Annotated in this window: 25 protein-coding genes; 8 read left to right on the top strand and 17 right to left on the bottom strand. The window is 55.5% G+C overall.

The window, feature by feature from the left end:
• Nucleotides 1–6 precede the first annotated feature (6 nt).
• The 9 genes from gspK to gspC are packed head-to-tail and all read right to left on the bottom strand — an operon-like array spanning nt 7 to nt 8,367.
• Nucleotides 7–1,014 (bottom strand): type II secretion system minor pseudopilin GspK, encoded by a 1,008-nt coding sequence (gene gspK, locus APU02_RS09010; RefSeq protein WP_060569868.1) that lies wholly within the window; start codon nt 1,012–1,014, stop codon nt 7–9.
• Complete coding sequence (locus tag APU02_RS09015) at nt 1,011–1,688, bottom strand: type II secretion system protein GspJ (RefSeq protein ID WP_042284891.1); 678 nt, start codon at nt 1,686–1,688, stop codon at nt 1,011–1,013. Before APU02_RS09015 ends, gspK begins: the two co-directional genes overlap by 4 nt.
• Nucleotides 1,685–2,065, bottom strand: coding sequence for a type II secretion system minor pseudopilin GspI (gspI, locus tag APU02_RS09020; RefSeq protein ID WP_060569869.1), 381 nt, complete (start codon nt 2,063–2,065; stop codon nt 1,685–1,687). Before gspI ends, APU02_RS09015 begins: the two co-directional genes overlap by 4 nt.
• The gene (gene gspH / locus APU02_RS09025) at nt 2,058–2,543 is read right to left on the bottom strand and encodes a type II secretion system minor pseudopilin GspH (protein ID WP_042284895.1); all 486 of its coding nucleotides are present in this window, start codon (nt 2,541–2,543) and stop codon (nt 2,058–2,060) included. The genes gspI and gspH overlap by 8 nt, the downstream gene beginning before the upstream one ends.
• Nucleotides 2,543–2,992, bottom strand: coding sequence for a type II secretion system major pseudopilin GspG (gene gspG, locus APU02_RS09030; RefSeq protein ID WP_082636807.1), 450 nt, complete (start codon nt 2,990–2,992; stop codon nt 2,543–2,545). Before gspG ends, gspH begins: the two co-directional genes overlap by 1 nt.
• Nucleotides 2,993–2,994: 2 nt before the next feature.
• Nucleotides 2,995–4,203, bottom strand: coding sequence for a type II secretion system inner membrane protein GspF (gene gspF / locus APU02_RS09035; RefSeq protein ID WP_060569871.1), 1,209 nt, complete (start codon nt 4,201–4,203; stop codon nt 2,995–2,997).
• Nucleotides 4,203–5,681, bottom strand: coding sequence for a type II secretion system ATPase GspE (gspE, locus tag APU02_RS09040; RefSeq protein WP_060569872.1), 1,479 nt, complete (start codon nt 5,679–5,681; stop codon nt 4,203–4,205). The genes gspF and gspE overlap by 1 nt, the downstream gene beginning before the upstream one ends.
• Before the next feature lie 12 nt (nt 5,682–5,693).
• Nucleotides 5,694–7,622 carry a type II secretion system secretin GspD gene (gspD, locus tag APU02_RS09045; RefSeq protein ID WP_060569873.1) on the bottom strand — a complete coding sequence of 643 codons (1,929 nt, stop codon included), beginning with the start codon at nt 7,620–7,622 and terminating at the stop codon, nt 5,694–5,696.
• A 13-nt stretch (nt 7,623–7,635) separates the two neighbouring features.
• On the bottom strand, nt 7,636–8,367 hold the full coding sequence (gene gspC / locus APU02_RS09050; protein ID WP_042286188.1) for a type II secretion system protein GspC: 732 nt from the start codon (nt 8,365–8,367) through the stop codon (nt 7,636–7,638).
• Between the two features lie 302 nt (nt 8,368–8,669).
• Between gspC and APU02_RS09055 the strand changes: the two genes are divergently transcribed.
• Together APU02_RS09055 and APU02_RS09060 are read left to right on the top strand one after the other, a co-directional pair.
• Nucleotides 8,670–10,247, top strand: coding sequence for an ExeA family protein (locus APU02_RS09055; RefSeq protein ID WP_060569874.1), 1,578 nt, complete (start codon nt 8,670–8,672; stop codon nt 10,245–10,247).
• Nucleotides 10,247–10,840, top strand: coding sequence for a hypothetical protein (locus APU02_RS09060; RefSeq protein WP_072197094.1), 594 nt, complete (start codon nt 10,247–10,249; stop codon nt 10,838–10,840). The genes APU02_RS09055 and APU02_RS09060 overlap by 1 nt, the downstream gene beginning before the upstream one ends.
• Nucleotides 10,841–10,926: 86 nt before the next feature.
• Here APU02_RS09060 and APU02_RS09065 read toward each other — a convergent pair whose 3' ends face one another.
• The 3 genes from APU02_RS09065 to APU02_RS09075 form a co-directional block, all read right to left on the bottom strand.
• Nucleotides 10,927–11,550: a helix-turn-helix domain-containing protein gene (locus APU02_RS09065; RefSeq protein WP_042284916.1), complete on the bottom strand. Its 624-nt coding sequence runs from the start codon at nt 11,548–11,550 to the stop codon at nt 10,927–10,929.
• A gap of 281 nt (nt 11,551–11,831) precedes the next feature.
• A complete protein-coding gene (locus tag APU02_RS09070; protein ID WP_060569875.1) occupies nt 11,832–12,662 on the bottom strand; it encodes an N-acetylmuramoyl-L-alanine amidase in 831 nt (276 codons plus the stop codon).
• The gene (locus APU02_RS09075; RefSeq protein WP_042284921.1) at nt 12,659–12,982 is read right to left on the bottom strand and encodes a heavy metal-binding domain-containing protein; all 324 of its coding nucleotides are present in this window, start codon (nt 12,980–12,982) and stop codon (nt 12,659–12,661) included. The genes APU02_RS09070 and APU02_RS09075 overlap by 4 nt, the downstream gene beginning before the upstream one ends.
• 155 nt (nt 12,983–13,137) lie before the next feature.
• Here APU02_RS09075 and APU02_RS09080 point away from each other — a divergent pair, with 155 nt between their 5' ends.
• The 6 genes from APU02_RS09080 (at nt 13,138) to artJ (ending at nt 17,700) form a co-directional block, all read left to right on the top strand.
• Nucleotides 13,138–13,653 carry a lipoprotein gene (locus APU02_RS09080; RefSeq protein ID WP_060569876.1) on the top strand — a complete coding sequence of 172 codons (516 nt, stop codon included), beginning with the start codon at nt 13,138–13,140 and terminating at the stop codon, nt 13,651–13,653.
• Nucleotides 13,654–13,927: 274 nt separating this feature from the next.
• Nucleotides 13,928–14,656 carry an arginine ABC transporter ATP-binding protein ArtP gene (artP, locus tag APU02_RS09085; RefSeq protein WP_042284928.1) on the top strand — a complete coding sequence of 243 codons (729 nt, stop codon included), beginning with the start codon at nt 13,928–13,930 and terminating at the stop codon, nt 14,654–14,656.
• A 17-nt stretch (nt 14,657–14,673) separates the two neighbouring features.
• Nucleotides 14,674–15,405: an arginine ABC transporter substrate-binding protein ArtI gene (artI, locus tag APU02_RS09090; RefSeq protein ID WP_060569877.1), complete on the top strand. Its 732-nt coding sequence runs from the start codon at nt 14,674–14,676 to the stop codon at nt 15,403–15,405.
• Nucleotides 15,406–15,411: 6 nt separating this feature from the next.
• Complete coding sequence (artQ, locus tag APU02_RS09095) at nt 15,412–16,128, top strand: arginine ABC transporter permease ArtQ (RefSeq protein WP_042284934.1); 717 nt, start codon at nt 15,412–15,414, stop codon at nt 16,126–16,128.
• Nucleotides 16,128–16,796: an arginine ABC transporter permease ArtM gene (gene artM / locus APU02_RS09100; protein ID WP_060569878.1), complete on the top strand. Its 669-nt coding sequence runs from the start codon at nt 16,128–16,130 to the stop codon at nt 16,794–16,796. Before artQ ends, artM begins: the two co-directional genes overlap by 1 nt.
• A gap of 172 nt (nt 16,797–16,968) precedes the next feature.
• The gene (artJ, locus tag APU02_RS09105) at nt 16,969–17,700 is read left to right on the top strand and encodes an arginine ABC transporter substrate-binding protein ArtJ (RefSeq protein ID WP_060569879.1); all 732 of its coding nucleotides are present in this window, start codon (nt 16,969–16,971) and stop codon (nt 17,698–17,700) included.
• Nucleotides 17,701–17,730: 30 nt separating this feature from the next.
• On the opposite strand, the gene rlmC is transcribed toward artJ, so the two are convergent.
• The 5 genes from rlmC to potG all read right to left on the bottom strand — a co-directional run bounded on the left by rlmC (nt 17,731) and on the right by potG (nt 22,416).
• On the bottom strand, nt 17,731–18,861 hold the full coding sequence (gene rlmC / locus APU02_RS09110) for a 23S rRNA (uracil(747)-C(5))-methyltransferase RlmC (RefSeq protein ID WP_060569880.1): 1,131 nt from the start codon (nt 18,859–18,861) through the stop codon (nt 17,731–17,733).
• A 77-nt stretch (nt 18,862–18,938) separates the two neighbouring features.
• A complete protein-coding gene (locus APU02_RS09115) occupies nt 18,939–19,460 on the bottom strand; it encodes a YbjO family protein (RefSeq protein WP_120714883.1) in 522 nt (173 codons plus the stop codon).
• A gap of 17 nt (nt 19,461–19,477) precedes the next feature.
• A complete protein-coding gene (gene potI, locus APU02_RS09120) occupies nt 19,478–20,323 on the bottom strand; it encodes a putrescine ABC transporter permease PotI (RefSeq protein WP_060569881.1) in 846 nt (281 codons plus the stop codon).
• Entirely contained in the window at nt 20,320–21,273 is a 954-nt protein-coding gene (gene potH, locus APU02_RS09125) for a putrescine ABC transporter permease PotH (RefSeq protein ID WP_060569882.1), read from the bottom strand. Before potH ends, potI begins: the two co-directional genes overlap by 4 nt.
• A gap of 9 nt (nt 21,274–21,282) precedes the next feature.
• Nucleotides 21,283–22,416 (bottom strand): putrescine ABC transporter ATP-binding subunit PotG, encoded by a 1,134-nt coding sequence (gene potG, locus APU02_RS09130; RefSeq protein ID WP_042284953.1) that lies wholly within the window; start codon nt 22,414–22,416, stop codon nt 21,283–21,285.
• Nucleotides 22,417–22,504: the final 88 nt, after the last annotated feature.

Here is a 22,504-nt window from a genome sequence, read left to right on the forward strand (position 1 = left end):
CTCTTCTTATTCCATTATTCGGTAGCGGCGTTGCCAGGTCGTAACCTTCCCGGCTTCCTTATCAACGTGCAGTTGGCTGACAACGCGCAGCGTTAAATCATCGGTATTTCCGGTGCTGTTTACCCGGAAATCGTTGCTGTTCACCGCGATAAATTCCTGAACCTGGGTCAGAACTTCTTTGCTCTGCGGGTAGTTTGTTTCTAATTCCTTGCTGAAAGCCTCGACCGACTCCCACCCCTCTTGCGGACGGGAAGCAAGCAAGCGCGACGCGTCATCTTCACTCAGTTTTCCGAGGAACAGCGCCGACAATAGCGTTGCCTGCTCAGGCTTAAGGGTGTTCACATCGACCGTGCCATCGGCGTCCGGCAGGGCGCACAGCAGGGTGCTGGCTTTGGGCCAGGCCGCTGGCGGAAACGCCGGCAGCTGTGTGATCTCACCGATAGTACGCATCATCTGGTTCGCAGGAAGCCGCTCCGGCAGCGCGCCGGCCCACGCATCATTCTCCTGCCCCTCTTTCGCCGTGATACTGTCACCGTCGAGGTAATCCACCAGTTGTTGATACACCTCTTCTGCGGCCACAGTGCTGACACCACTGTCGGCCAGCAGTTGTTCAATAATTTGCTCTTTGACCGGTTTCGTCGGCAACGCGGCAGCATCTGTGGCCGTCGCCGCTTTTTCTTCCGCCAGCAGGCTGTTGACATTGAAGCAGCGCCGGGCGTCCTCAATCTGGCTGACCACCGTGTAGTATTCCCCCTGGGTTTCCAGCGGCTCGCGCCATTCGCCCTCTGGTGAAAGCCCTTTGCTTTCACCGCTGGTGAGGGTTTGCAGACGATCTTTAATCACCTCATCCTGGCGTTGTATCGCCCAGCGCAACTGCTGCTGGCTCACCTGATATCGGGTTTTCTGCAAATTGCGACAGAACTGCTGGCTGATTTTTGCCGCCAGCGCGGACATCATGACCAACAGGATCAGCACCACCAGCAGCGCGACGCCGCGCTGTTTGTCTGTTTTCATTTTGCCTCTCCGGTCGGTACGGCGGCGGCAGGCGTCGCGGCCTCCGCTGCGGGCGAGGTTGGCGGCGATGCGACGTCCGCTGGCGCTTCCGGCTTTTTCGCTAACTGAATTTCCGGCATCTCCCCGGGGGTGAGAAACACCCAGCGCCAGGTTTCGCCGTTTGTCAGCGTCAGCGTCAGCTCCACGCCGTCTGGCTGGTGAGCGGCGTCCGTCCAGGCGTCCTGCCAATCCTGACGCCAGAAGCGCCAGCGCATCTCTTTTACGTCGTTTAAAATGGGCACCTCTTCCGGTTTGACGCTGGAAGGGCTGTCGATCGCCGGCCAGACGTCGCGCCACAGGCGGTGCTCCTCCAGCCGCCAGCGCACGCGCTCCAGCCGGACATCGCCGCTCAAGGCGCTCAGGGTACTGAGTTCAACGGCGTTCCCATCCTGGCGAAACACCTCCGGTTCATTGCGCGGCGCGCGCGCCTGAAGCTGGAAGAAATCGCGCTCCAGCAGGTTATAGGCGCGCTGTAGCTGATTGAGCTTCGTCGCCGCGGTGTCCGTTGCCGTCGTGGTGCGCATCGCGCCGTCGAGTATTTGCCATGCCAGGATGCTGATCACCGCGAAAATGGTCAGGGCAATCATGATCTCCAGCAGGGTAAAGCCCTGCTGACGCGGGAGTCGCTTACTCATGGCGTGTCCTCCGGCGGAATGATGCTCAGGACGATCACCGGCTGGCTTTCGTCGCCTTCGGCATAAACCGCAATGTCGTTGGCAAACACCTTGTTGTCTTTTTTCACCCGCTGGATCTGCCAGGTCCAGGTGCGTCCGCCCATCGTTTCGTCGCCTTTTTCAGCAGCATCAGGAAACGGGCGCTTTTCCAGCTGCGCTTCGGCCAGTTGATTTTCCGCCACCCAACTGGCCTGCAGCGTGTCCGCCAGGCCGTGGGTAAAGCGCACGTTCAGCGAAACGGAATTCATAAGCGCCAGCGCCGCGGTGGAGAAAATAACTAACGCCACCATGACTTCCAGCAGCGTCATCCCCTGCTCTTTTATCCTACGTTTAGTCATTATTCTCTACCGACACCGGCGAGGCGCCCTGCGACACCACGCTAAAATGGTGCTGTTTGTCGTCACTTTGCAGGGTCAGGCGAAAGCGGGACATCTCCCCGTCGGGTAAAAATATTACCTGCGGTTCGGACGTTACCGTCGCCGCCAGACGCTGTGGCGAAAGGGAGATATGCATCGTTTCCGGAAACTGGCCGTGAGTGTAAATACGCCCGGCGGTGAGCGGTTCCCAGCGCCGTTCGCCATTTTTTTCGGCCGGGGCGACAAGTTGATATTCCGATGGCGTTATGACCAGCCCGATAATAGTGCCGTCCATTACCGCGCGGTCGGAACCGTATTCAACGAGAGATTTCATTTGCTGGCCAAATATATCCGCACCACTGCGCGATGGAATCGTCGACACGACCATCATGGCGCAGCTGGCAAATATCACCAGCGCCAGAATAATTTCCAGCAATGTAAACCCACGCTGTTTTTTCATCACTTATCTTTGTTATCTAACGACCAGTTCGTAATATCATCGGCAGTGTTCGCTTCGGCATCCGGCCCCGGCGAAAAGATATCTACCGCGCCGTGCTCGCCCGGACTGACGAGAATATAATCATTGCCCCACGGATCCTGCGGCAGGCGACGAATATAACCGTCAGTGCGATAGCCGTTCGGAATTGGCGCGATTTCCGGCTTCGTCACCAGTGCCTGCAGGCCCTGTTCGCTGGTGGGATAACGGTGGTTATCCAGCTTGTACATATCCAGCGATCCCTCCAGCGCCACAATGTCGCTGGTCGCCTTCTGGGTATCGGCTTTCTCTTTATTTCCCATCAGGTTTGGCACCACCATGCTTGCCAGAACGCCAAGGATGACGATCACCACCATTAATTCGAGCAAAGTAAACCCGGCCTGACGCGTCAGGTTTTTTCTTTTTACAGACATAATTAACCCACCATATTATTGAGCTGAAGAAGCGGCTGTAATATTGACAGCACGATAAATAAAACCACTGTCGCCATTGTCACCACCAGTGCCGGTTCAAATACCGACAGCGTTAATGTAATTCGATGTTGTAATGCAGATTCCTGGTTTTCCGCTGCCCGATCCATTAATCCGCCGAGTTCGCCGCTCTCTTCGCCGGAGGCGATCATGTACAACATGGTTGGCGGAAATAATTTCGCCTGTTCCAGCGCGTTATATAACGACGCGCCCTGGCGTACCGTGTCCGCCGCCTGCTCCAGCGCCTGCCGGGCATACAGGTTTTCAATCCCGTCCATCGCGATATACATCCCTTCCAGCAGCGGGACGCTGCTGGCCTGAAGGATGCTCAGCGTGCGGATGTAGCGGGCGCTGTTAATGGCGCAGACCAGTTTTTTCAGCGGCGAGCCGTTCACCAGCCAGCGGTGATAAACAAAGCGGTTGCTCTCTTTTTTAAGCCAGGCCTTAAAACCGACACCCCCGCCCACCAAGCCGCCGCCGATCGCCATGCCGTAAGCCTGCAAAAAGTCGCTCACCGCGATCAGCGTGCGGGTGGTGATCGGCAATTGCTGTTTCATGTGGACAAACTGTTCGATCACCTGCGGCACTACCGCCACCAGCAGTATGGAGATGACCGCAATCGCCACCACCGTCAGGGTGATGGGATACACCATTGCCTGCGACAACTTGCTTTTCATTTTTTGTCGTTGTTCGTTGTACTCCGCCAGCTTTTCCAGCACATCACCCAGATGGCCGGTTTTTTCGCCCGCCATCACCAGGGTGCAGTAAAGCTTGTCAAAGGTGCGGGAATACTGGCTAAACGCGTCGAACAAGGTGTGCCCTTCCACCACCTTTTCGCGGATGTCAGTGACCATCGCCGCCAGCTTTTTGTCTTCCGTCTGCCTGGCAATCGCCTTCAACGCGCTTTCCAGCGGTAGCGCGGCGTTCACCAGCGTCGACAGTTGACGGGTAAACATCGACAGCACCGGCGTGGCGAGTTTCACCCCTTTTCGGGCGCTATTCCCGGCTGCCTGTTCGCGGGTAACGGCGATGGTCACCGGCATCAGCTTTTGCTCACGCAGGGTCTGGCGAACCTGTTTCGGTCCGTCGGCCTGCAGCGTGCCGCGCCGGGTTTTCCCGGCGGCGTCGGTGGCGGTCCAGGCATACCATGCCATTATTCGTCTCCTCCGCGCTCGGCGGTGACGCGCATCACCTCTTCCAGCGATGTGACGCCGGAAATCACCTTCAGCAGACCGTTCTCGCGCAGACTCCAGGCCTCTTTAAACATCTGCGTCTCGATGGACATTTCATCCTGGTCTTCGTGGATAGCGCGACGCATGGCGCTGTCGACCACCAGAAATTCATGGATCCCGGCGCGTCCCTGGTAACCGCTCTGGCGGCACTGTTCACAGCCCACTGCGCGATAAATCGCCTTCGGTGGTTTTTCCATAAACGTGAACAGCGCTTTTTCATTGTCTTCCAGCGGACTGCTTTGCCGGCAGTGGGGGCACAACCGACGAACCAGACGCTGGGCAATGACGCCAAGAAGCGATGAACCAATTAAAAACGACTCCAGCCCCATATCGCGCAAACGGGTAATCGCCCCCGCCGCGCTGTTGGTGTGCAGCGTAGACATGACCAGATGACCGGTCAGCGACGCCTGCACCGCGATCTGCGCGGTTTCGCCGTCACGAATTTCCCCGATCATCACCACATCCGGATCCTGACGCAGGATTGCGCGCAGGCCGCGGGCAAAGGTCATGTCCACGCGCGGGTTGACCTGGGTCTGCCCCACCCCTTCCAGCTCGTATTCGATCGGGTCTTCGACGGTCAGAATGTTGCGTTCATGACCGTTGAGCGCCGACAAAATGGCGTACAACGTGGTGCTTTTACCGGACCCCGTCGGCCCGGTGACCAGGATAATGCCGTGCGGACGCGCGATCAGCCCTTTCAGCCTGACCAGTTCCTCCTCGATCAGCCCGAGTTTGTTGATATCCGGCTTAAGATTGCTTTTGTCCAGCAAACGCATCACCACGCGCTCGCCGTACTGCGATGGAATGGTGGAAACACGCACATCCACCGCTTTACGCCCGATCCGCAAAGAGATACGGCCATCCTGCGGCAGACGTTTCTCGGCGATATCGAGCTTTGACATGACTTTGATACGTGACACCAGCAGCGGCGCCAGCTTGCGCGCGGGCTGTAACACCGGGCGCAGGACGCCGTCGACGCGAAACCGGATGCTCAATGTGCGTTCGAAGGTTTCGATATGGATATCCGACGCGCCGTCTTTCACCGCTTCGCCAAGAATGGCGTTGATCAGACGGATCACCGGTGAATTTTCATCATTATCAAGCAGATCTTCGTTGTCCGGGATCTCCTCGGTGAGCGCCATCAGATCGATATCCGCGTCCATATCATCAACCAACTGCTGCGACACGCCGCTGTTCTGCTGCCAGATTTTCGCCAACATTTCGTCGAACGCCTCTGCCGTCACCACCGTTGGGGTGAAGGCATGGCCCAGCGCCCGCCGCATTTCCAGCAACGCAAACGCAGGCGCGTTTTCACGGATATACACTGTGTTGTTATGGATCAGCACGCCGTTATCTTTGGCGAAGCTGCTGCTGCATAACTGTTTGCTGAGTTCGTCCATGCCGCCTCCGCCTTATTCTTTAAACGGGTTGCGGGAGGTGGACGGCATGGCGCGGGTTTTCACTGGCGCGGCGTCGGGAGTCGGAAACGCGGGTAAAACGGCGTTGTCGCCCGGCTCCAGAATACCCAGTTTTTTCTCTTCCATACGCTGCAGCTGACGGGCGCGAACCTGGTCGTATTTCTCTTTCGACGCCGCGCTGTAGTTGTCGTCGTCGCGCAACACGGTGGTATGGATAAACACCATCAGGTTACGCTTAGAGGTATCCTGGGAGGTATAGCGGAACAGTTGTCCAACCAGCGGAATGTCGCCCAGCAGCGGCACCTTCGAAACGTTCTGCTTGGTGACGTTCTCAATAAGGCCGCCCAGTACCACTGTTTGTCCGCTGTGCACCATCACTTCGTTATTGATAGTGCGGGTATTAAACGTTGGGCCTAACGAAGAATCCTCGGTAGAGCTGGCATCCACACTGGAGACTTCTTGCTCAATCTTCATGTGAATCATGTCGCCGTCGTTAATCTGCGGCAGGATCTTGAGTTTGGTACCGACGGTTTTACGCTCAACGGTGTTAAACACATTGTCACCCGTGGTGGTCTGCGATCCCGACAGCACCGGCACGTCCTGTCCAACGTTAAATGACGCTTCTTTGTTATCCAGCGTCACCACGCTCGGCGTAGACAGAATGTCGTTTTTACCGTTGGTGGGCAGCGCGGTCATCAGCGCGCCAAAATCGCCGTTGAAGAAGCCGGTCGCCATCCCGGTGAAGTTCACCCCTTTCATACTGCCGTCTTTAATTTGACTGATTGGCAGGCCGGTTGCGCCAAACTGTACCCCGCCGTGTTTCCCTGTCCACTGCACGCCGAGATCGGTTCCCGCGCCATCCTGCACTTCGGCGATGATCGCTTCCACCAGCACCTGTGGACGGCGGATGTCCAGCTTGTCGATCACTTTTTCCAGCGAGTTCATTACGTTAGGCTGGGCGGTAATCACCAGCGAGTTGGTGGACTCGTCGGCGGTAATGTTCAGTTCGTTATTGGCGGTGGCCGTTTTACTTTTCGTGGCCCCCGGCTTGTCCTTCAACTGCTCGCCAATGCCGGTGAGCACAGGCACCACCTTCGCGGCGTTAGCATATTTGAGATAAAAGACACGGGTATTGCCTTCGTTACTTTGCTCGCGATCCAACTGGGCGATCAGCGCGCGCGTACGCGTGCGCGCCTCTTCGCTGCCGCTGATCACCAGGCTGTTGGTTTCATCATCAGAGACCACTTTGGTAGCCAGCTGCGGCGCGTTCTGCCCTTTTTGTTCTTCGTTGTTGAGGTTATTCAACATGTCCGAAAGTTCTTTGGCGGAAGCATAGTGCAGCGGAACGATTTCGCGGCGCTGCACGCCGGAACGATCCACGCGCTGCACCAGATCCACCAGCCGGTTCACTACCGAAGCTTTACCGGTCAGCAGCAGCACGTTAGAGGGTTCGAAATGCACCACGTTGCCGATCCCGGTGGCATCATTAAGCTGGCGAAGCAGCGGCGCCAGTTCGCGTACCGGCACGTTTTCCATGCGCACAACGCGGGTAATTATTTCATCGCCTTTGCCCGGATTTTGGCTGTCGGCAATCGGCGCGCCTGCGGTTCTTGCCACCGCAGACCGCACCACTTTTATCATGCCGTTATCCATCGGAATAACGGAAAGGCCATACAGGTCCAGGACGCTAAGAAAGAACTGATAGTATTCTTCTTCCGTTAATACGTTATACGTACGGACCGATACATTTCCCTGTACGGAAGGATCGACAAGAATCGTTTTATTCAGATTACGACCTACCGTATCGATAAACTCACGGATATCGGTGTTTTTAAAACTGGCGCTAAAATTCGCAGCAAATAGCGATCCGGAGTATAAAGCCAGGGTTGTCAGCGTCATACACGCCCAGGGAAATTTCTTCATGATCGTTCACTTGTTAATTATTTAAAACATTAACCTGAATATTTTCCAGGTGCGTATTCCGTTTCACCACTATTGCCGCCTGTTTCATTGTTGACCAGTTGGCGATAATACTTTTGGCCTGTGCGGCCTGAGTCATGTCAACAGAATTAACTCTTACAACCACATCGCCCTTTTTTAGCCCCATGTCGTGAAAAAAGGGCGAGGCGTCGCGGGGATTAATTTCGTAGCCTTCCAGCTGACCTTTTTCAATATGCGGTTTCAACACCAACCGATCGTTAAGATGCAGGCTTTCCGCGCCTGCGTCCGCGGTAGGTTTTGCCACCGGTCCGCTCTCTACGCCGCCTTTAAAGTAGTCCGGCTTTTTTAGCGCCAGTACTTGCGTAGTACCTTCGTAATTAACCACCACATTATCATTGTTAATTTCCTCAAGGTACGCATCATTAAAGCCCACCAGCGTTTCACCTTCGCGATAACTTTTTTGTCCTGCCGGTGTTTTGATAACGGCAAAAGAGAGCCATTTTTCATCGCTACTGACGATGCCCTCAATTTCTGCGGACAACGGGGTTTTTACTGCCACGGGAGAATTCGCTTGCCAGACGGCAGGCTGAAACAGGGCAAATTCCTTTTCTGTGTCACGCGTATTCCGCACTTTATTTTTGGCGGCATCTAACTTATTCGTAACTTTTCTATAATCTTTATAGACGACATACCCCTGATGCCCGCTAAATATTAGCAAGAGAAACATCACGCAGGGTGCAATCAGTCTGGAATAAAGTTGCATCCTCATTCTTCAACTGCCTTAAATAACACTGAATTTCGCAGCATCGGGCTGCGCCAATATGTGAAATGAATACTACTGAGAAGATTGAACAGCGACCATCTGCAATATCAGCAACTTTACAGGAAAAAATCGTTGACGCTTTTTTAGGTTGATGCTAACCCGAAAAAAATGAGGTTCATTTTCTCCTGTACAGAGTTTGCTCAGCCATCGCCCTTCCTTTATTTTTTCGCCAACGTTTTTGAAAGCCAAGTGCGCCGTGAGTCATCATGTATCTGAACCATTTTAAATTTACCAGCCAGCCGTATGGCAGCGTGACCCGACGTCCGGGGATGTTTTTAATTCCGTATCTCCAGGATATTTTTGGTCTGTTGCTGGCGAAAATAAAGACTCCGGGCATGATGGGCCTGTTTTCCGCCGAGCCGGAATTGCTCAGTGCGTTCATTGAAAATTTGCGCGAACAGCACCCGTGCGCACAAACCCTCAACGCCTTTCCGAAGCTGAGCGGCAATACCCTGCTGTACAAGCTCAATCCGGCCACGCAAACGAGCAAGAATAAATTACACGCCGTGGATGCTGTGCTGCGTCTCTGGCAGGAAGAATCGCCTTCGCGACGCCAGAAAGGCAAGCTGCTGATGATCTCCACGGCGGAAGCGATCAAGGACAACTGCTGGGACGTGCTGGCGATGCTGCTGGTGCGTGCCGAAGAGTCCGGCTTCCCGCTGACCATCCTGCTGACCGGCAGCCCCGAACAAGAGTCACGCCTGCTCAACCACTCCGGGCTGCGCTCACGGGTTCATACCTGCCATACGCTGCGCCCGCTAACCTGCGGCGAATTCCATGCCTACGTCGAGGCGCAGACCGAAGCGCATCAGGCGGAGACGTCGCCGTTGACGCCCGCCCGTGTGCGACGGATGCACGCGCTGACCAGAGGCCAGGTGAGCCAGTTGAACAAGCTGGCGCACCTGGCGATGCTCGCGGCCTGGACCGAACGCGCGGCCACCGTTTCACCGCGTCATTTACGTTTAGCCGCAGGCGAAATCATTCCCGCCAGGCCGCGCGGTCGCCGGTTCGCCGCCATGGGTCTGCTGACCTCGGTGGCGTTCGCCTGCTGCGCCGGGTATTTCTCTTCCGCGCTGACGGCGCATCTTCCCGTCCCCCTGCCGGTGCCTGTCGCCTGGCATAAAACGCAACCGAAGACAGACGGCCCCCGGGAACCGACGATTGAACGCGATGTGGTGAATCTGCCGGACGCCATGCATCAGCTGTACACCATGTGGGGATATGACGCCTCGGCAAACGATGCGTTATGCCAGAACGCCGGACGGGTAAACCTGATGTGCCGGCAGGGAAATGCGTCGCTGGCGGCGCTGGAGAAAGCGGGATATCCGTGGATCGGCGAGCTCAAAACCGGCGATCACCTGAACTATGCCGTCGTGGCGCGGGTAGAAAAAGACACTCTCGATCTGCTGGTCAACAACCGTACCTGGCAGGTGAGCAAACGCTGGTTTAATCAGCATGCCACCGGCAATTACACCCTGCTGCACCGCTTAACGCCGCAGGGGAAAGATGAAATCACCGCCGCCAGCGGCAAAACGGATTTGAACTGGCTGGATCAGGAACTGAGTCAGTTGCTGCACGAGCCCGTCACCCACGCGCAGGGCTGGACTGCCGATCTCGCCAGACGTACCCGCGAATTTCAGGGGAAAACGGGACTGCACGTTGACGGCATCGTCGGCGAAGAGACGCTGATGCAGCTGATGCGTGCCGCCAACAGTACGCCAGGCGTCGTGACGCAAACCGCAACGGTAAATCCGCCAGCGAAAACGCAAGGGAAGCCGCAATAATGTCCACCATTTGTCTTGCTGCTCAACGCAGCTTTGCGACCGGCGAGGCGGTCTATTTTTCCTACCGCCTGCCCACTATCCGGAAAAAAGTCTTTCAGACCCTGTTCTGGCTCATGACGCTGTTCGCTTTTGTCGTTGCCGGACTGTATGCGCATATTTACTGGCAGTGCCGACACCCTGCGCCGCCGCCAAAGCCAGTGAAAGTGGTTAACCCCGACGTACACCCGTCTGATATGCATTATGTGTACGTTTCGAAGCCGTTCCCACCGCCAAAACCTGAACCGCTTCCGGCGGCGCAGGCACGTCCTCCTGTTCAGGACGATACGTTGTGGCAAGCCGATGACGACTGGCGGCAGGCGCCTGACGGCGAATTATCCGCTGTGGCGCTGCCGGGTACAGAAAACCAGACGTCGTCTTTGCAGGAACGCTTCCTGCAAGCGCTACAGGAACAAAAAGCGGACTATCAGCAGGGAAAGGTACCGCCTCCCCCCGAGGATGAGACGCTGAACGACTATGACGCCATGCAGAAAACGCGCAGGATGCCGCAGACACCCCAAAATGCCCGGGGCCAACCGCTGCCTGACGACGCCTGATGATTGATATGATGAATGATTTACAGTGCAGAAGGACTAAAAAAGCCTCCACTTCCGTTTCATGAAGGGAGACTCCAGGGAGGATATTAGTATTTTTCAGGCAACGCTTTCATTGTAATTAAGCGTCCCTTTTCTATAACAATATAATTACCTTTTTTCAGATCGGAGAGTATTTTGATGATCGTGCTACGGGCAAAGTTGGTGTATTCCTGAATATAATCATAAACGTTAATATCATAATCATGGTGGGTGATCAGCGCATTGATTTCAATCAGGAACTCACGGATGACGGAATACGCATTGCGGGCGACCAGCATATCATCGCGTTTGCTTAACAGACAAATGTACCAGGATAAGACTTTCGTCAATTCTGGCCATAAATTATTTTCGGTCAAAAGCTGGAAGAACGCCTCTTTCCTGATGGAGCGAACAACCGTGTTAGAGCGCGCCAGACCATACATGTGGGGAGACTGATAGAACATCGCGGAAAGGCCAAAAATGCACTGTCCCTGCAACGTAAACATACACAGTTCGTCCGAGACCCGGCGAAATTCAACCTGCCCGCTAATAATAATATGAATATAATCCGGATCGTCGGTAGTAATTTTCTGCCATTTTTTCAGTTTTCTTTCTTCATACCCTTCAGTGGCGGAAATAATGCACCCCATTTCGGTATGGGGGCGTGTTTTTTTACCGTATATACTTAACATTGTTATACCTTACGCAGAATATTGATAATACGTGTGCTTAACCACCGCAGAAATGCGGCTTATAAACAACTGAATCGTTCCTGGTTCCAAAAAGGCAAGTAAAAGAAATAAAAAAGAGAAGAAATAATAGATTTATAATATTTTGAAAAGCATCCTGAAGACGAAATCAATCATAAATGAGACCAATATAAAGTCAATTAATCATAGATTAATTGACTTTTAACTTAGGATTAATCCCATCAGAAAAACCAGGAGGGGCGGCTCTGTCGCGCAGTCTGCGCCTATCCCTGCCCGTATTTCTCTAACAGCGCCTCGGCAATCGCCTGGGTTTGGGCATCCGCGACGCCATTCCATAGCGACGGGCGGAAATGCATCTGAAAGGCCATGATCACCCGCCGCTGCTCGCGCCCGGTCATATCAGGCGTGACTTCGTAACCATAGCGCGCCAGTAGGTCCAGCACGCTTGCGGGATCGACAGGCGTATGCGGCGCACGTCCGGCAAGATAAAATTCCACTCGCTGCGGGTCCGGCCAGGCGCCTATCCCTTGCTCCGCAAGCTGCTGCCAGGGAAACAGCGGGCCAGGATCGTCCTTACGCTGCGGCGCGATATCCGCGTGCGCCACCACGTTCTGCGGCTTAATGTCGTAACGGGCGACGATCTCTTTCGCCAGCGGTATCAGCGCCTGTATCTGCGCCGGTTCAAATGGCGCAAAGTATTTCTCGCCCGCCGACATCCGCCAGCCGCGGTTTTCCAGCTCGATACCGATTGAGGTGTCGTTGATGCGCGTCGCGCCGCGCCAGAAACTGACGCCTGCATGCCAGGCCAACTCCTGTTCCGGCACCAGTTGCCAGATACGCGGCTTCCCCCGGTACCGCGGTGGCGCCGACGGGATCAGGTAATGCGAGCTGACATTTTTGTCCGTCAGCGTCGCCAGCGAGGCGTCAAAGTCATCCGCTGTGTAGTGGATCACCAGCACCTTGATGCGTGGATAAGCCGCCTGCGCCTGATGGCGCGTGTCGAGCTGGTATCCTTCTTTGTCGACAATCCCTTTTTCGCTCGCGCAGCCGGTCAGCAGCAGCGCGGCGGCCGCCAGCGACAGTAACGCTCTCATCGACGCGTTTTTACCGCCGTGCCGCTCACGCTGACCATCAGCATACTGCCGTCTTTGCCCACGGTTTCATAGTCGATATCAATACCGACCACCGCATCGGCGCCCAGCGCTTTTGCCTGATCCCCCAGCTCTTCAAAGGCGATTTCCCGCGCTTTTCGCAGCTCTTTTTCATAAGCGCCGGAACGTCCGCCAACGATATCGCGGATACCGGCAAAAAAATCACGGAAGATGTTTGCGCCTAAAATGGCTTCGCCCGTGACCACACCGCAGTATTCCACGATGCTTTGTCCTTCCAGAGTGGGGGTGGTTGAAAACTGCATAATTACGCTCCTTTACTCAGCCATTGGCAAAATCATAAGGGATCGGGGCATAAGCGCACGATCGCAAAAGCATTATCAGACCGATACACTATTATTGAAAGGTTATAACTGAATAATGTAGAAGACTATTAGCAGAAGCTTATAAGGAAATCACTATGCGCTATTCGAAACTCTCCCTGCTTATCCCCTGCGCGCTGCTTCTCAGTGCCTGCACCACCGTCACGCCGGCCTACAAAGATAACGGACCGCGTGCAGGCGCCTGCGTGGAGGGAGGCCCGGACGATGTGGCTCAACAATTCTATGACTATCGCATTCAGCACCGCAGCAATGACCTTACCGCCCTGCGCCCATACCTGAGCGATAACCTGGCGAAACTGCTGTCTGACGCCAGCCGCGACGGCCAGCATCGTCAGCTTTTGAGCAGCGATCCCTTCTCCAGCCGCACAACGCCGCCGGACAGCGCAAACGTCGCCAGCGCGTCGACCATTCCGAACCGGGACGCGCGCAATATTCCGCTGCGCGTAGAGCTGAAACAGGGCGAGCAGCGCTGGCAGGATGAAGTATTGATGATTCACCAAGGTCAGTGCTGGGTGATTGACGATGTGCGCTACCTCGGCGGCAGCGTCCATGCGCCAGCCGGAACCCTGCGCCAGTCGGTTGAGAACCGTTAATTTTTGACGTTACAGGCCGGATGGCTGCGCATTGTTTTATCCGGCCTACACGCAGTCCCACATCATTTTTTCCTTTCTCGCGTAAATTGTCTGGCATTCCTCACAGAATGCCGACAATCGTGCTTGCGCCATCTTGCCGCCGCTATTTTGTGCTATGTTTAAGGGGAAATGCGCGCTATATTTAACTTTTAAAGCATAAATATTGCATAACTATTCTGCCAAAGGTACTATCTGCGGCTTCAATAGCTATCAGACGGCCAGTATACGAGTATCAATGAGTATTCAATTAAACGGCATTAACTGCTTCTACGGCGCGCATCAGGCGCTGTTCGATATCACGCTGGATTGCCCGCAGGGCGAAACGCTGGTGTTGCTTGGCCCAAGCGGGGCGGGTAAAAGCTCGCTGCTGCGCGTACTCAACCTTCTGGAGATGCCGCGGTCCGGTACGCTGGACATTGCGGGCAACCATTTCGACTTCCGCAAGACGCCGTCAGACAAAGCCATTCGCGATCTGCGCCAGAATGTCGGCATGGTCTTTCAGCAGTACAATCTGTGGCCGCATCTGACCGTACAGCAGAACCTTATCGAAGCGCCCTGCCGCGTGCTCGGGCTGACGAAAGATCAGGCCTTAGCCCGTGCGGAGAAGCTGCTGGAACGCCTGCGTCTGAAGCCCTACAGCGATCGTTATCCCTTGCACCTTTCTGGCGGCCAGCAACAGCGCGTCGCCATCGCCCGCGCGCTGATGATGGAACCGCAGGTGTTGCTGTTTGACGAACCCACAGCCGCGCTGGATCCGGAAATCACCGCGCAAATCGTCAGTATCATTCGTGAACTGGCGGAAACGAACATTACTCAGGTGATCGTGACGCACGAAGTGGAAGTGGCGCGGAAAACCGCCAGCCGCGTGGTGTATATGGAAAACGGTCACATCGTCGAGCTGGGTGATGCGGGGTGCTTCGCCAACCCGCAGACCGATGCGTTTAAAAACTATCTCTCTCACTAAGATTCGGGACAACGACAATGAAAAAAGTTCTGATTGCCGCGCTTATCGCTGGCTTTAGCCTTTCTGCAACAGCAGCACAGACCATTCGTTTTGCGACCGAAGCATCCTACCCTCCGTTCGAGTCGATGGATGCGAATAACAAAATCGTCGGTTTCGACGTCGACCTGGCCAATGCGCTGTGTAAAGAGATTGACGCCACCTGTACATTCACCAACCAGGCGTTTGACAGCCTGATCCCCAGTCTGAAGTTCCGCCGCTTCGATGCGGTTATGGCCGGGATGGACATCACGCCGGAGCGCGAAAAACAGGTGCTGTTCACCACGCCGTATTATGACAACTCCGCGCTGTTTATTGGCCAGCAGGGTAAATTCTCCAGCGTGGATCAGTTGAAAGGCAAAAAAGTGGGCGTGCAGAACGGCACCACTCACCAGAAGTTCATTATGGATAAGCACCCGGAAATTACGACCGTTCCTTACGACAGCTATCAGAACGCGAAGCTGGATCTGCAAAACGGACGTATTGACGGCGTATTCGGCGACACCGCGGTGGTTACCGAATGGCTGAAGGATAATCCGAAGCTGGCGGCGGTTGGCGACAAAGTGACGGATAAAGATTACTTCGGCACCGGCCTCGGCATCGCTGTCCGTCAGGGCAACACCGAGCTGCAGCAGAAATTTAACGCTGCGCTGGAAAAAGTGAAAAAAGATGGCACTTACGAAACCATCTATAACAAATGGTTCCAGAAGTAAGCCTTGATGAACGAATTTTTTCCGTTAGCAAGCGCCGCCGGGATGACCGTCGGCCTTGCCGTTTGCGCGCTGATCCTCGGCCTTGCGTTGGCGATGTTTTTCGCCGTCTGGGAGTCAGTTAAATGGCGTCCGGTCGCGTGGACCGGCTCAGCGCTGGTGACGATTTTACGCGGCCTGCCGGAAATTCTGGTGGTGCTGTTTATTTATTTCGGCTCCTCTCAACTGCTGCTGACGCTCTCGGACGGCTTTACCGTTAATCTGGGCGTCGTGCAGATCCCGATACAAATGGAGATCGAAAACTTCGACGTCAGCCCGTTCCTGTGTGGCGTAATTGCCCTTTCGCTGCTGTATGCGGCGTATGCTTCGCAAACCCTGCGCGGCGCGCTGAAAGCGGTACCGATTGGGCAGTGGGAGTCCGGCCAGGCGCTGGGGCTGTCGAAAGCGGCGATCTTCTTCCGCCTGGTGATGCCGCAAATGTGGCGTCATGCCCTGCCTGGTCTGGGTAACCAGTGGTTGGTGCTGCTGAAGGACACCGCGCTGGTCAGTCTGATCAGCGTCAATGACCTGATGCTGCAAACCAAGAGCATTGCGACACGCACCCAGGAGCCGTTTAACTGGTATATTATTGCCGCGGCGATCTATCTGGTGATCACCCTGATAAGTCAGTACATTCTCAAACGCATTGACCTGCGCGCGACACGTTTTGAGCGGAGACCGGGCTGATGTTTGAGTATTTACCTGAACTGTTAAAAGGGCTGCATACCAGCCTGACGCTGACGGTGGCATCCATTGTCGTTGCGCTGCTCCTGTCGCTGATTTTCACCATCGTTCTGACGCTGAAAACGCCGGGGGTGGTCTGGCTGGTGCGCGGTTATATCACGCTGTTTACCGGCACGCCGCTGCTGGTGCAGATCTTCCTGATCTACTATGGACCGGGGCAGTTTCCGTCTTTGCAGGAGTTTCCGGTTCTCTGGCATCTGCTGTCCGAGCCGTGGCTGTGCGCGCTGATTGCGCTATCGCTGAACAGCGCCGCTTACACCACGCAGCTGTTTTACGGTGCGATTCGCGCAATCCCGGAAGGCCAGTGGCAGTCCTGCGGCGCGCTGGGGATGAGCAAAAAAGACACGCTGGCGATTCTGCTGCCTTATGCCTTTAAACGCGCCCTCTCCTCGTATTCTAACGAAGTGGTGCTGGTGTTTAAGAGCACCTCGCTGGCTTACACCATTACGCTGATGGAGGTGATGGGTTACAGCCAGCTCATGTACGGGCGCACCTACGACGTGATGGTATTTGGCGCGGCAGGCGTCATTTACCTCATCGTTAATGGCCTTTTGACGCTGATGATGCGCTTGATCGAACGTAAAGCGCTGGCGTTTGAACGCCGGAATTAACCGTTCAGAAAGTGCATAAATCTGAATACAGAAAACGGACAAGTTGCTAACCTGTCCGTTTTTTTTATTTCCGTATAAAATATTTAATCATTTATATTGCATACAAATTCAAATGCTGGCATTGTAATTCCATGCCGCAGAAACGGCGCTTCATCATAACGGGAGTTCAACCATGAAAAAGTTAATTCTGGCCGCATTGCTTGCCTCTTTCGCTGTCGGCGCGTCTGCCGCAGAAAAAATCAGCTTCGGGGTTTCCGCCACCTATCCCCCGTTTGAATCCATGGACGCCAATAACCAAATTGTCGGCTTCGATCTCGATCTGGCAAAAGCCTTATGTAAGCAGATGCAGGCAGAATGTACCTTTACCAATCATGCCTTTGACAGCCTGATCCCGGCGCTGAAATTCAGAAAATATGATGCCGTCATTTCCGGTATGGATATTACGCCGGAGCGGAGCAAACAGGTCGCCTTTACCCAACCTTACTACGCCAACTCCGCGCTGGTGATTGCCAGGAAAGATGCGTATAAAACCTTTGCCGACCTGAAAGGCAAACGTATTGGTATGGAAAACGGCACCACGCATCAGAAATACCTTCAGGACAAGCACCCGGAAGTCAAAACTGTCGCCTATGACAGCTACCAGAACGCGATTATCGACCTGAAAAATGGCCGTATCGACGGCGTATTCGGCGATACCGCTGTGGTCAACGAATGGCTGAAGAGCAACCCGCAGTTAGGGCCAGGAACAGAAAAAGTGACCGATCCCCAGTATTTCGGCACCGGTCTGGGCATCGCCGTTCGCCCGGATAATAAAGCCCTGTTAGAGAAACTGAACGCCGCGCTGACCGCCATTAAGGCGGACGGCACCTGGCAGAAAATCAACGACCAGTGGTTCCCGCAATAATGATTTACGGCCCGCAATGCGGGCCGTTATTTATGCATTCCGCACCAGCAGCGTCAGCACTTCATAATGGGCGGTGTGAGGGAACATATCGAAAAGCTGCACGCGTTCGGGACGATAACCCGGTAAATCCGCAATGTCTTTTGCCATCGTACGGGCGTTACAACTTGAGTAGATGATAAACGGCGGGGCCATCTCGCTGAGATAATCGCATAGCGCTTTGCCAATCCCGCGACGCGGCGGATTCACCAGCACCAGTTGCGGGGCGCTCTCCTGAGCGGTAGCGAACTGCGTGGAGTCCAGCGCCTGAAAATGCAGATTCGTTAAACCGAGCTCTTTCGCCGACTGCTTCGCGCAGGCAATCGCCTCTGGGGAGATTTCAATCCCGGTTAGCCGCATCTCAGGCGTGGCGCAGTGCAGCCCAAAGCCGCCGACGCCGCAGAACAGATCCCACATATGGTTTACCGGGAGCTGACGCACCCAGTCACGGGCGGTAGCATAGAGCAGGCTTGCCACCGTCGGGTTGGTCTGGAAAAAACTTTGTGGACGGATCCACAGCGGAACGTCGTTGAAACGCTCCGCCAGCGACGACGTTTCAGTCAGGAAGATCTCCGTCTCCCCTTCCATAATCGCCATGTGCACAGGCTGCAGGTTGACGCTGATGACCTTAAGCTGCGGCAGTTGCGCCTGCAGCGAGGGCAACGCGGCGCGCAGTTGCGCCAGCTTGGTTTCTGAACGCAGCACAAAGCGCAGCATCATGCCGCCATCGTACTGGCTTTCGGTAAGCAATATATATTTCAGCTCGCCACGCTTACGCGCCACGTTGTAGGGCGTTAAGCCCGCCCGGGCAATAAACGGCTTGAGGGCGGCGAAAACGGCAGCAAACGACGGCGGATAAAGCGGACAGTCGCAGAGATCTTCCGGCGTGCCGTCGCGGTGTAGCATCCCGAGCAGCGGTTTTTCCACGCTGCCGCTGACCACCATCTTGGCTTTATTGCGAAAGCCTTGTTCCGGCCCGCTGACTGGCGCGCGCCACTCCCCCACCGGGAAACCGGCAAGCAGATTGTTGAGATCGGCTGTTTTGGCGGAGAGTTGAACGTCAACCGGCTGCGTGATCCACGGGCAGGAGCGGCAGCGGCCGGCGTCATAAAGTGCGCAATACATACGGAAACCTTCAGATGTTCGGGGCGACGATTATACACATTATTCGGGCATTTGTAGGTCGCGCCAGGACGCCGTTTTTACTGGAGCTGGAAGAACCGGCGGCTGGTGGCCGGAACAAACAGCAGGCAAAGCACCAACATGTCCGGCAGCTTTTGCATCACCAGGGTATGCAGAATTTCCCGTTTTGACTCACCGGCGATGCTGAATAACTCCGGATACCCGTAGCCTAATGAGGCTGCCCATAAATAGCCCGCGGCGGTCACCTGGGTCAGTAAATAAATCCAGCGCGCCCAGTTGCGCCCTTTTACCAGCGAAAATGCGCACCAGATCTCAATAAACACCAGCACCAGGCTGCTCAAAAAAACCAGAGTCAGACTCCATGTTTGCACGCTGCGATGGATAAATTCGCCAAGCCCCCGAATGCCGAGCGTATTGAATATCATCAGCACGTCGAGGCAACGGATCATTATAATGGCGAGCGCCGCCACCTGCACCAGCGCGGGCACATTTAAACGGGCGTGTGATGAGGACGTTTTTTTGAAGAATCCCAATGTGTGACTTCCCTGAAAAACAGTGCCGCGACATGCGCGGCACTTCACTGGAAATTTTAATTGCTTCAGCCGCGTCTTGCACGCTGGATATCGCGGGTTCGCTGTTTTTCCGTGCGCGCCATCAGATACCAGGCGATAAATCCGACAATTCCGACCACCCCGAGGATCAACGTAGCCAGAGCGTTGATTTCCGGGTTCACTCCCATGCGCACGCTGGAGAACACCAGCATCGGCAAGGTCGTCGCGCCGGGACCGGAAACAAAGCTGGCGATCACCAGATCGTCAAGCGACAGCGTAAACGCCAACAGCCAGCCGGAGACGATGGCAGGCATGATCATCGGTAAGGTGATCACGAAGAACACCTTCAGCGGCGTCGCGCCGAGATCCATCGCCGCCTCTTCAATAGATCGATCCAGTTCCCGCAGGCGCGAGGAGATCACCACCGCCACGTAGGCGGTACAGAAGGTGACATGCGCCAGCCAGATGGTCAACATTCCGCGGTCGGACGGCCAGCCGATGGCGTGGGCGAGCGCGACAAACAGCAACAGCAACGAAAGCCCGGTAATGACGTCCGGCATTACCAGCGGCGCAGTAATCATAAAGGCGAAACCGTTGGCGCCGCGAAAACGACCAAAACGCACCAGAACGACAGCGGCAATGGTGCCCAGGATCACCGCCATTGTCGCCGCGCAGGCGGCTATCGTCAGGCTTAAGCCCACGGCGCTCATCATGGCGTCATCGCGAAACAGCTCGCCGTACCAGCGCGTCGACCACCCCGCCCATACCGTCACCAGTTTAGAGCTGTTAAACGAGTAGATCACCAGCATCAGCATCGGCGCATACAGAAACGTAAAGCCCAGCACCAGAATCACGATGCGCCAGGGCGAACGTATTACCGGCAAATTGTTCATCCGTGGACGCCTCCGCTTTTTTGCTGGTGCTTGTGGAACCACATGATCGGAACGATCAGTAGCAGCAACATCACGATCGCCACCGCAGAGGCCACCGGCCAGTCACGGTTGTTAAAGAATTCCTGCCACAGCACGCGACCAATCATGATGCTGTCCGGCCCGCCGAGCAGCTCAGGAATGACAAACTCGCCGACAGCCGGAATAAACACCAGCATGGAACCGGCAATAATGCCGCCTTTGGTCAGCGGCACGATCACGCTAAAAAAGGTTTTCAGCGGGCGGGCGCCGAGATCGAGCGAGGCTTCCACCAGCGAATAGTCAATGCGCGTCAGAGCGGTGTAGATCGGCAAGACCATAAACGGCAGATAGGCATACACGATGCCGATATAGACGGCCAGGTTGGTATGCAGGATGGTCAACGGCTGGTCGATGAGGCCAAGCCACAGCAGAAAGTTGTTTAACACACCGTTATTTTTCAGGATCCCCATCCACGCATAGACGCGAATAAGAAACGAGGTCCACGACGGCAGGATCACTAACAGCAGCAGGATATTTCGCGTCGACGGCTTGCTGTGGGCCACCGCCCACGCCAGCGGGTATCCCAGCAGCAAGCAGCACAGGGTGGAGATGCCCGCGACCTGTAGCGACTGCAAATAGGCGTCAAAATAAAGCGGATCGTCGGTCAACTGCAGGAAGTTACCGAGGTTAAGGGTGATCGCCAGCTGCCCGTCAGCCCACGCCATCAGCTCGGTGTACGGCGGGATCGCCCTCGCCATTTCCGCAAGGCTGATTTTAAAGACGATCAGAAACGGCAGCAGGAACAGCAGGATCAGCCAGACGTAAGGCAGCGCAATGACCAGTTTACGCCCATGATTCATCTGCACGCGCGCCAGCCACAGCCGCAAACCGCCAGGCTTTTCTCCGCGTGCCGCAGGTTCAAGTGTACTCATTTTCGCTCCTTAAACCGTCAACACCACGCAGCTGTCGGCATCCCAGCACAAACGAACCTCATCGCCCCACGTCGGCAACCCTTTTCGGTAGCGATGGGCGTTCTGAAGCTGAGCGCTGATCATCTGCCCGCTTTTTAAGCGAACGTGGTAAATGGAGAGATCGCCGAGATAAGCGATATGCACCACTTCTCCCACGGCGAAGTTAACGCCATCGGCGGGCGGTTCTTCGCACAGCATGATTTTTTCCGGGCGCAACGCCACATGCACCGGCACGTTGTCCACCACCGAAGCATCGGGATCCACCTTCAGCGGATGCACCAGCCCCGGCGAATCCAGCACCAGGCCATCGTCCTGCCGCGCTTTCAGCACCCCTTCAAACACGTTAACCGAACCGATGAATTCCGCGCTGTAACGGGTGGTCGGATGCTCATAGATCTCCTCTGGCTCACCGATCTGGACAAACTTGCCGCGATTCATAATGGCAATGCGCCCGGCCATGGTCATCGCTTCTTCCTGATCGTGGGTGACCATGACGCAGGTCGCGCCGACGCGCTCGAGTATATCCACCACTTCGAGCTGCATCCGGTCTCGCAATTTTTTGTCCAGCGCCCCCATCGGCTCGTCGAGCAGCAATAATTTAGGCCGTTTTGCCAGGCTTCGCGCCAGCGCCACGCGTTGACGCTGGCCACCGGAAAGCTGATGTGGCTTACGTCTGGCGAACTCCTGCATATGAACCAGCCCCAGCATCTCTTCAACACGGCTGGCGATTTCCGCTTTCGGCAGTTTGTCCTGCTTCAGGCCAAAAGCGATATTCTGTTCGACGGTCATATGGGGAAACAGCGCATAGGACTGAAACATCATATTGACAGGGCGCAGATAGGGCGGGACGTGGGCAAGATCGACGCCGTCCAGCACAATGTGTCCGGCGGTAGGTTGTTCAAAACCTGCCAGCATACGCAGCAGCGTGGATTTCCCGCAGCCCGACGCCCCCAGCAGCGCGAAAATTTCACCTTTGTAGATAGTCAGGCTGACATCGTCGACCGCATGCTGGCCGTCAAAGGATTTTGTCAGGTTACGGATTTCCAGCAGCGGCGTCAGCGCCTTACGGGGTTTCGCCTGCGGGCGAGGTATCGCATCATTCACGGGGTGCTCTCCGGCGTAAATCAAAAATCGTGCAGGCGCCCCCTTTCGGTGCGCCTGATGCCGGGCACGCAATGCGCCACCCGGCCTG

The organism is Citrobacter sp. 50677481 (assembly GCF_001463265.1).
In the GTDB taxonomy this organism is placed as follows: domain Bacteria; phylum Pseudomonadota; class Gammaproteobacteria; order Enterobacterales; family Enterobacteriaceae; genus Citrobacter_A; species Citrobacter_A sedlakii.

Excerpts from the sequence above, each read along its gene's own strand:
- gspK (WP_060569868.1), bottom strand. The coding sequence starts at position 1,014 with ATGAAAACAGACAAACAGCGCGGCGTCGCGCTGCTGGTGGTGCTGATC.
- APU02_RS09015 (WP_042284891.1), bottom strand. The coding sequence starts at position 1,688 with ATGAGTAAGCGACTCCCGCGTCAGCAGGGCTTTACCCTGCTGGAGATC.
- gspI (WP_060569869.1), bottom strand. The coding sequence starts at position 2,065 with ATGACTAAACGTAGGATAAAAGAGCAGGGGATGACGCTGCTGGAAGTC.
- gspH (WP_042284895.1), bottom strand. The coding sequence starts at position 2,543 with ATGAAAAAACAGCGTGGGTTTACATTGCTGGAAATTATTCTGGCGCTG.
- gspG (WP_082636807.1), bottom strand. The coding sequence starts at position 2,992 with ATGTCTGTAAAAAGAAAAAACCTGACGCGTCAGGCCGGGTTTACTTTG.
- gspF (WP_060569871.1), bottom strand. The coding sequence starts at position 4,203 with ATGGCATGGTATGCCTGGACCGCCACCGACGCCGCCGGGAAAACCCGG.
- gspE (WP_060569872.1), bottom strand. The coding sequence starts at position 5,681 with ATGGACGAACTCAGCAAACAGTTATGCAGCAGCAGCTTCGCCAAAGAT.
- gspD (WP_060569873.1), bottom strand. The coding sequence starts at position 7,622 with ATGAAGAAATTTCCCTGGGCGTGTATGACGCTGACAACCCTGGCTTTA.
- gspC (WP_042286188.1), bottom strand. The coding sequence starts at position 8,367 with ATGTTTCTCTTGCTAATATTTAGCGGGCATCAGGGGTATGTCGTCTAT.
- APU02_RS09055 (WP_060569874.1), top strand. The coding sequence starts at position 8,670 with ATGTATCTGAACCATTTTAAATTTACCAGCCAGCCGTATGGCAGCGTG.
- APU02_RS09060 (WP_072197094.1), top strand. The coding sequence starts at position 10,247 with ATGTCCACCATTTGTCTTGCTGCTCAACGCAGCTTTGCGACCGGCGAG.
- APU02_RS09065 (WP_042284916.1), bottom strand. The coding sequence starts at position 11,550 with ATGTTAAGTATATACGGTAAAAAAACACGCCCCCATACCGAAATGGGG.
- APU02_RS09070 (WP_060569875.1), bottom strand. The coding sequence starts at position 12,662 with ATGAGAGCGTTACTGTCGCTGGCGGCCGCCGCGCTGCTGCTGACCGGC.
- APU02_RS09075 (WP_042284921.1), bottom strand. The coding sequence starts at position 12,982 with ATGCAGTTTTCAACCACCCCCACTCTGGAAGGACAAAGCATCGTGGAA.
- APU02_RS09080 (WP_060569876.1), top strand. The coding sequence starts at position 13,138 with ATGCGCTATTCGAAACTCTCCCTGCTTATCCCCTGCGCGCTGCTTCTC.
- artP (WP_042284928.1), top strand. The coding sequence starts at position 13,928 with ATGAGTATTCAATTAAACGGCATTAACTGCTTCTACGGCGCGCATCAG.
- artI (WP_060569877.1), top strand. The coding sequence starts at position 14,674 with ATGAAAAAAGTTCTGATTGCCGCGCTTATCGCTGGCTTTAGCCTTTCT.
- artQ (WP_042284934.1), top strand. The coding sequence starts at position 15,412 with ATGAACGAATTTTTTCCGTTAGCAAGCGCCGCCGGGATGACCGTCGGC.
- artM (WP_060569878.1), top strand. The coding sequence starts at position 16,128 with ATGTTTGAGTATTTACCTGAACTGTTAAAAGGGCTGCATACCAGCCTG.
- artJ (WP_060569879.1), top strand. The coding sequence starts at position 16,969 with ATGAAAAAGTTAATTCTGGCCGCATTGCTTGCCTCTTTCGCTGTCGGC.
- rlmC (WP_060569880.1), bottom strand. The coding sequence starts at position 18,861 with ATGTATTGCGCACTTTATGACGCCGGCCGCTGCCGCTCCTGCCCGTGG.
- potI (WP_060569881.1), bottom strand. The coding sequence starts at position 20,323 with ATGAACAATTTGCCGGTAATACGTTCGCCCTGGCGCATCGTGATTCTG.
- potH (WP_060569882.1), bottom strand. The coding sequence starts at position 21,273 with ATGAGTACACTTGAACCTGCGGCACGCGGAGAAAAGCCTGGCGGTTTG.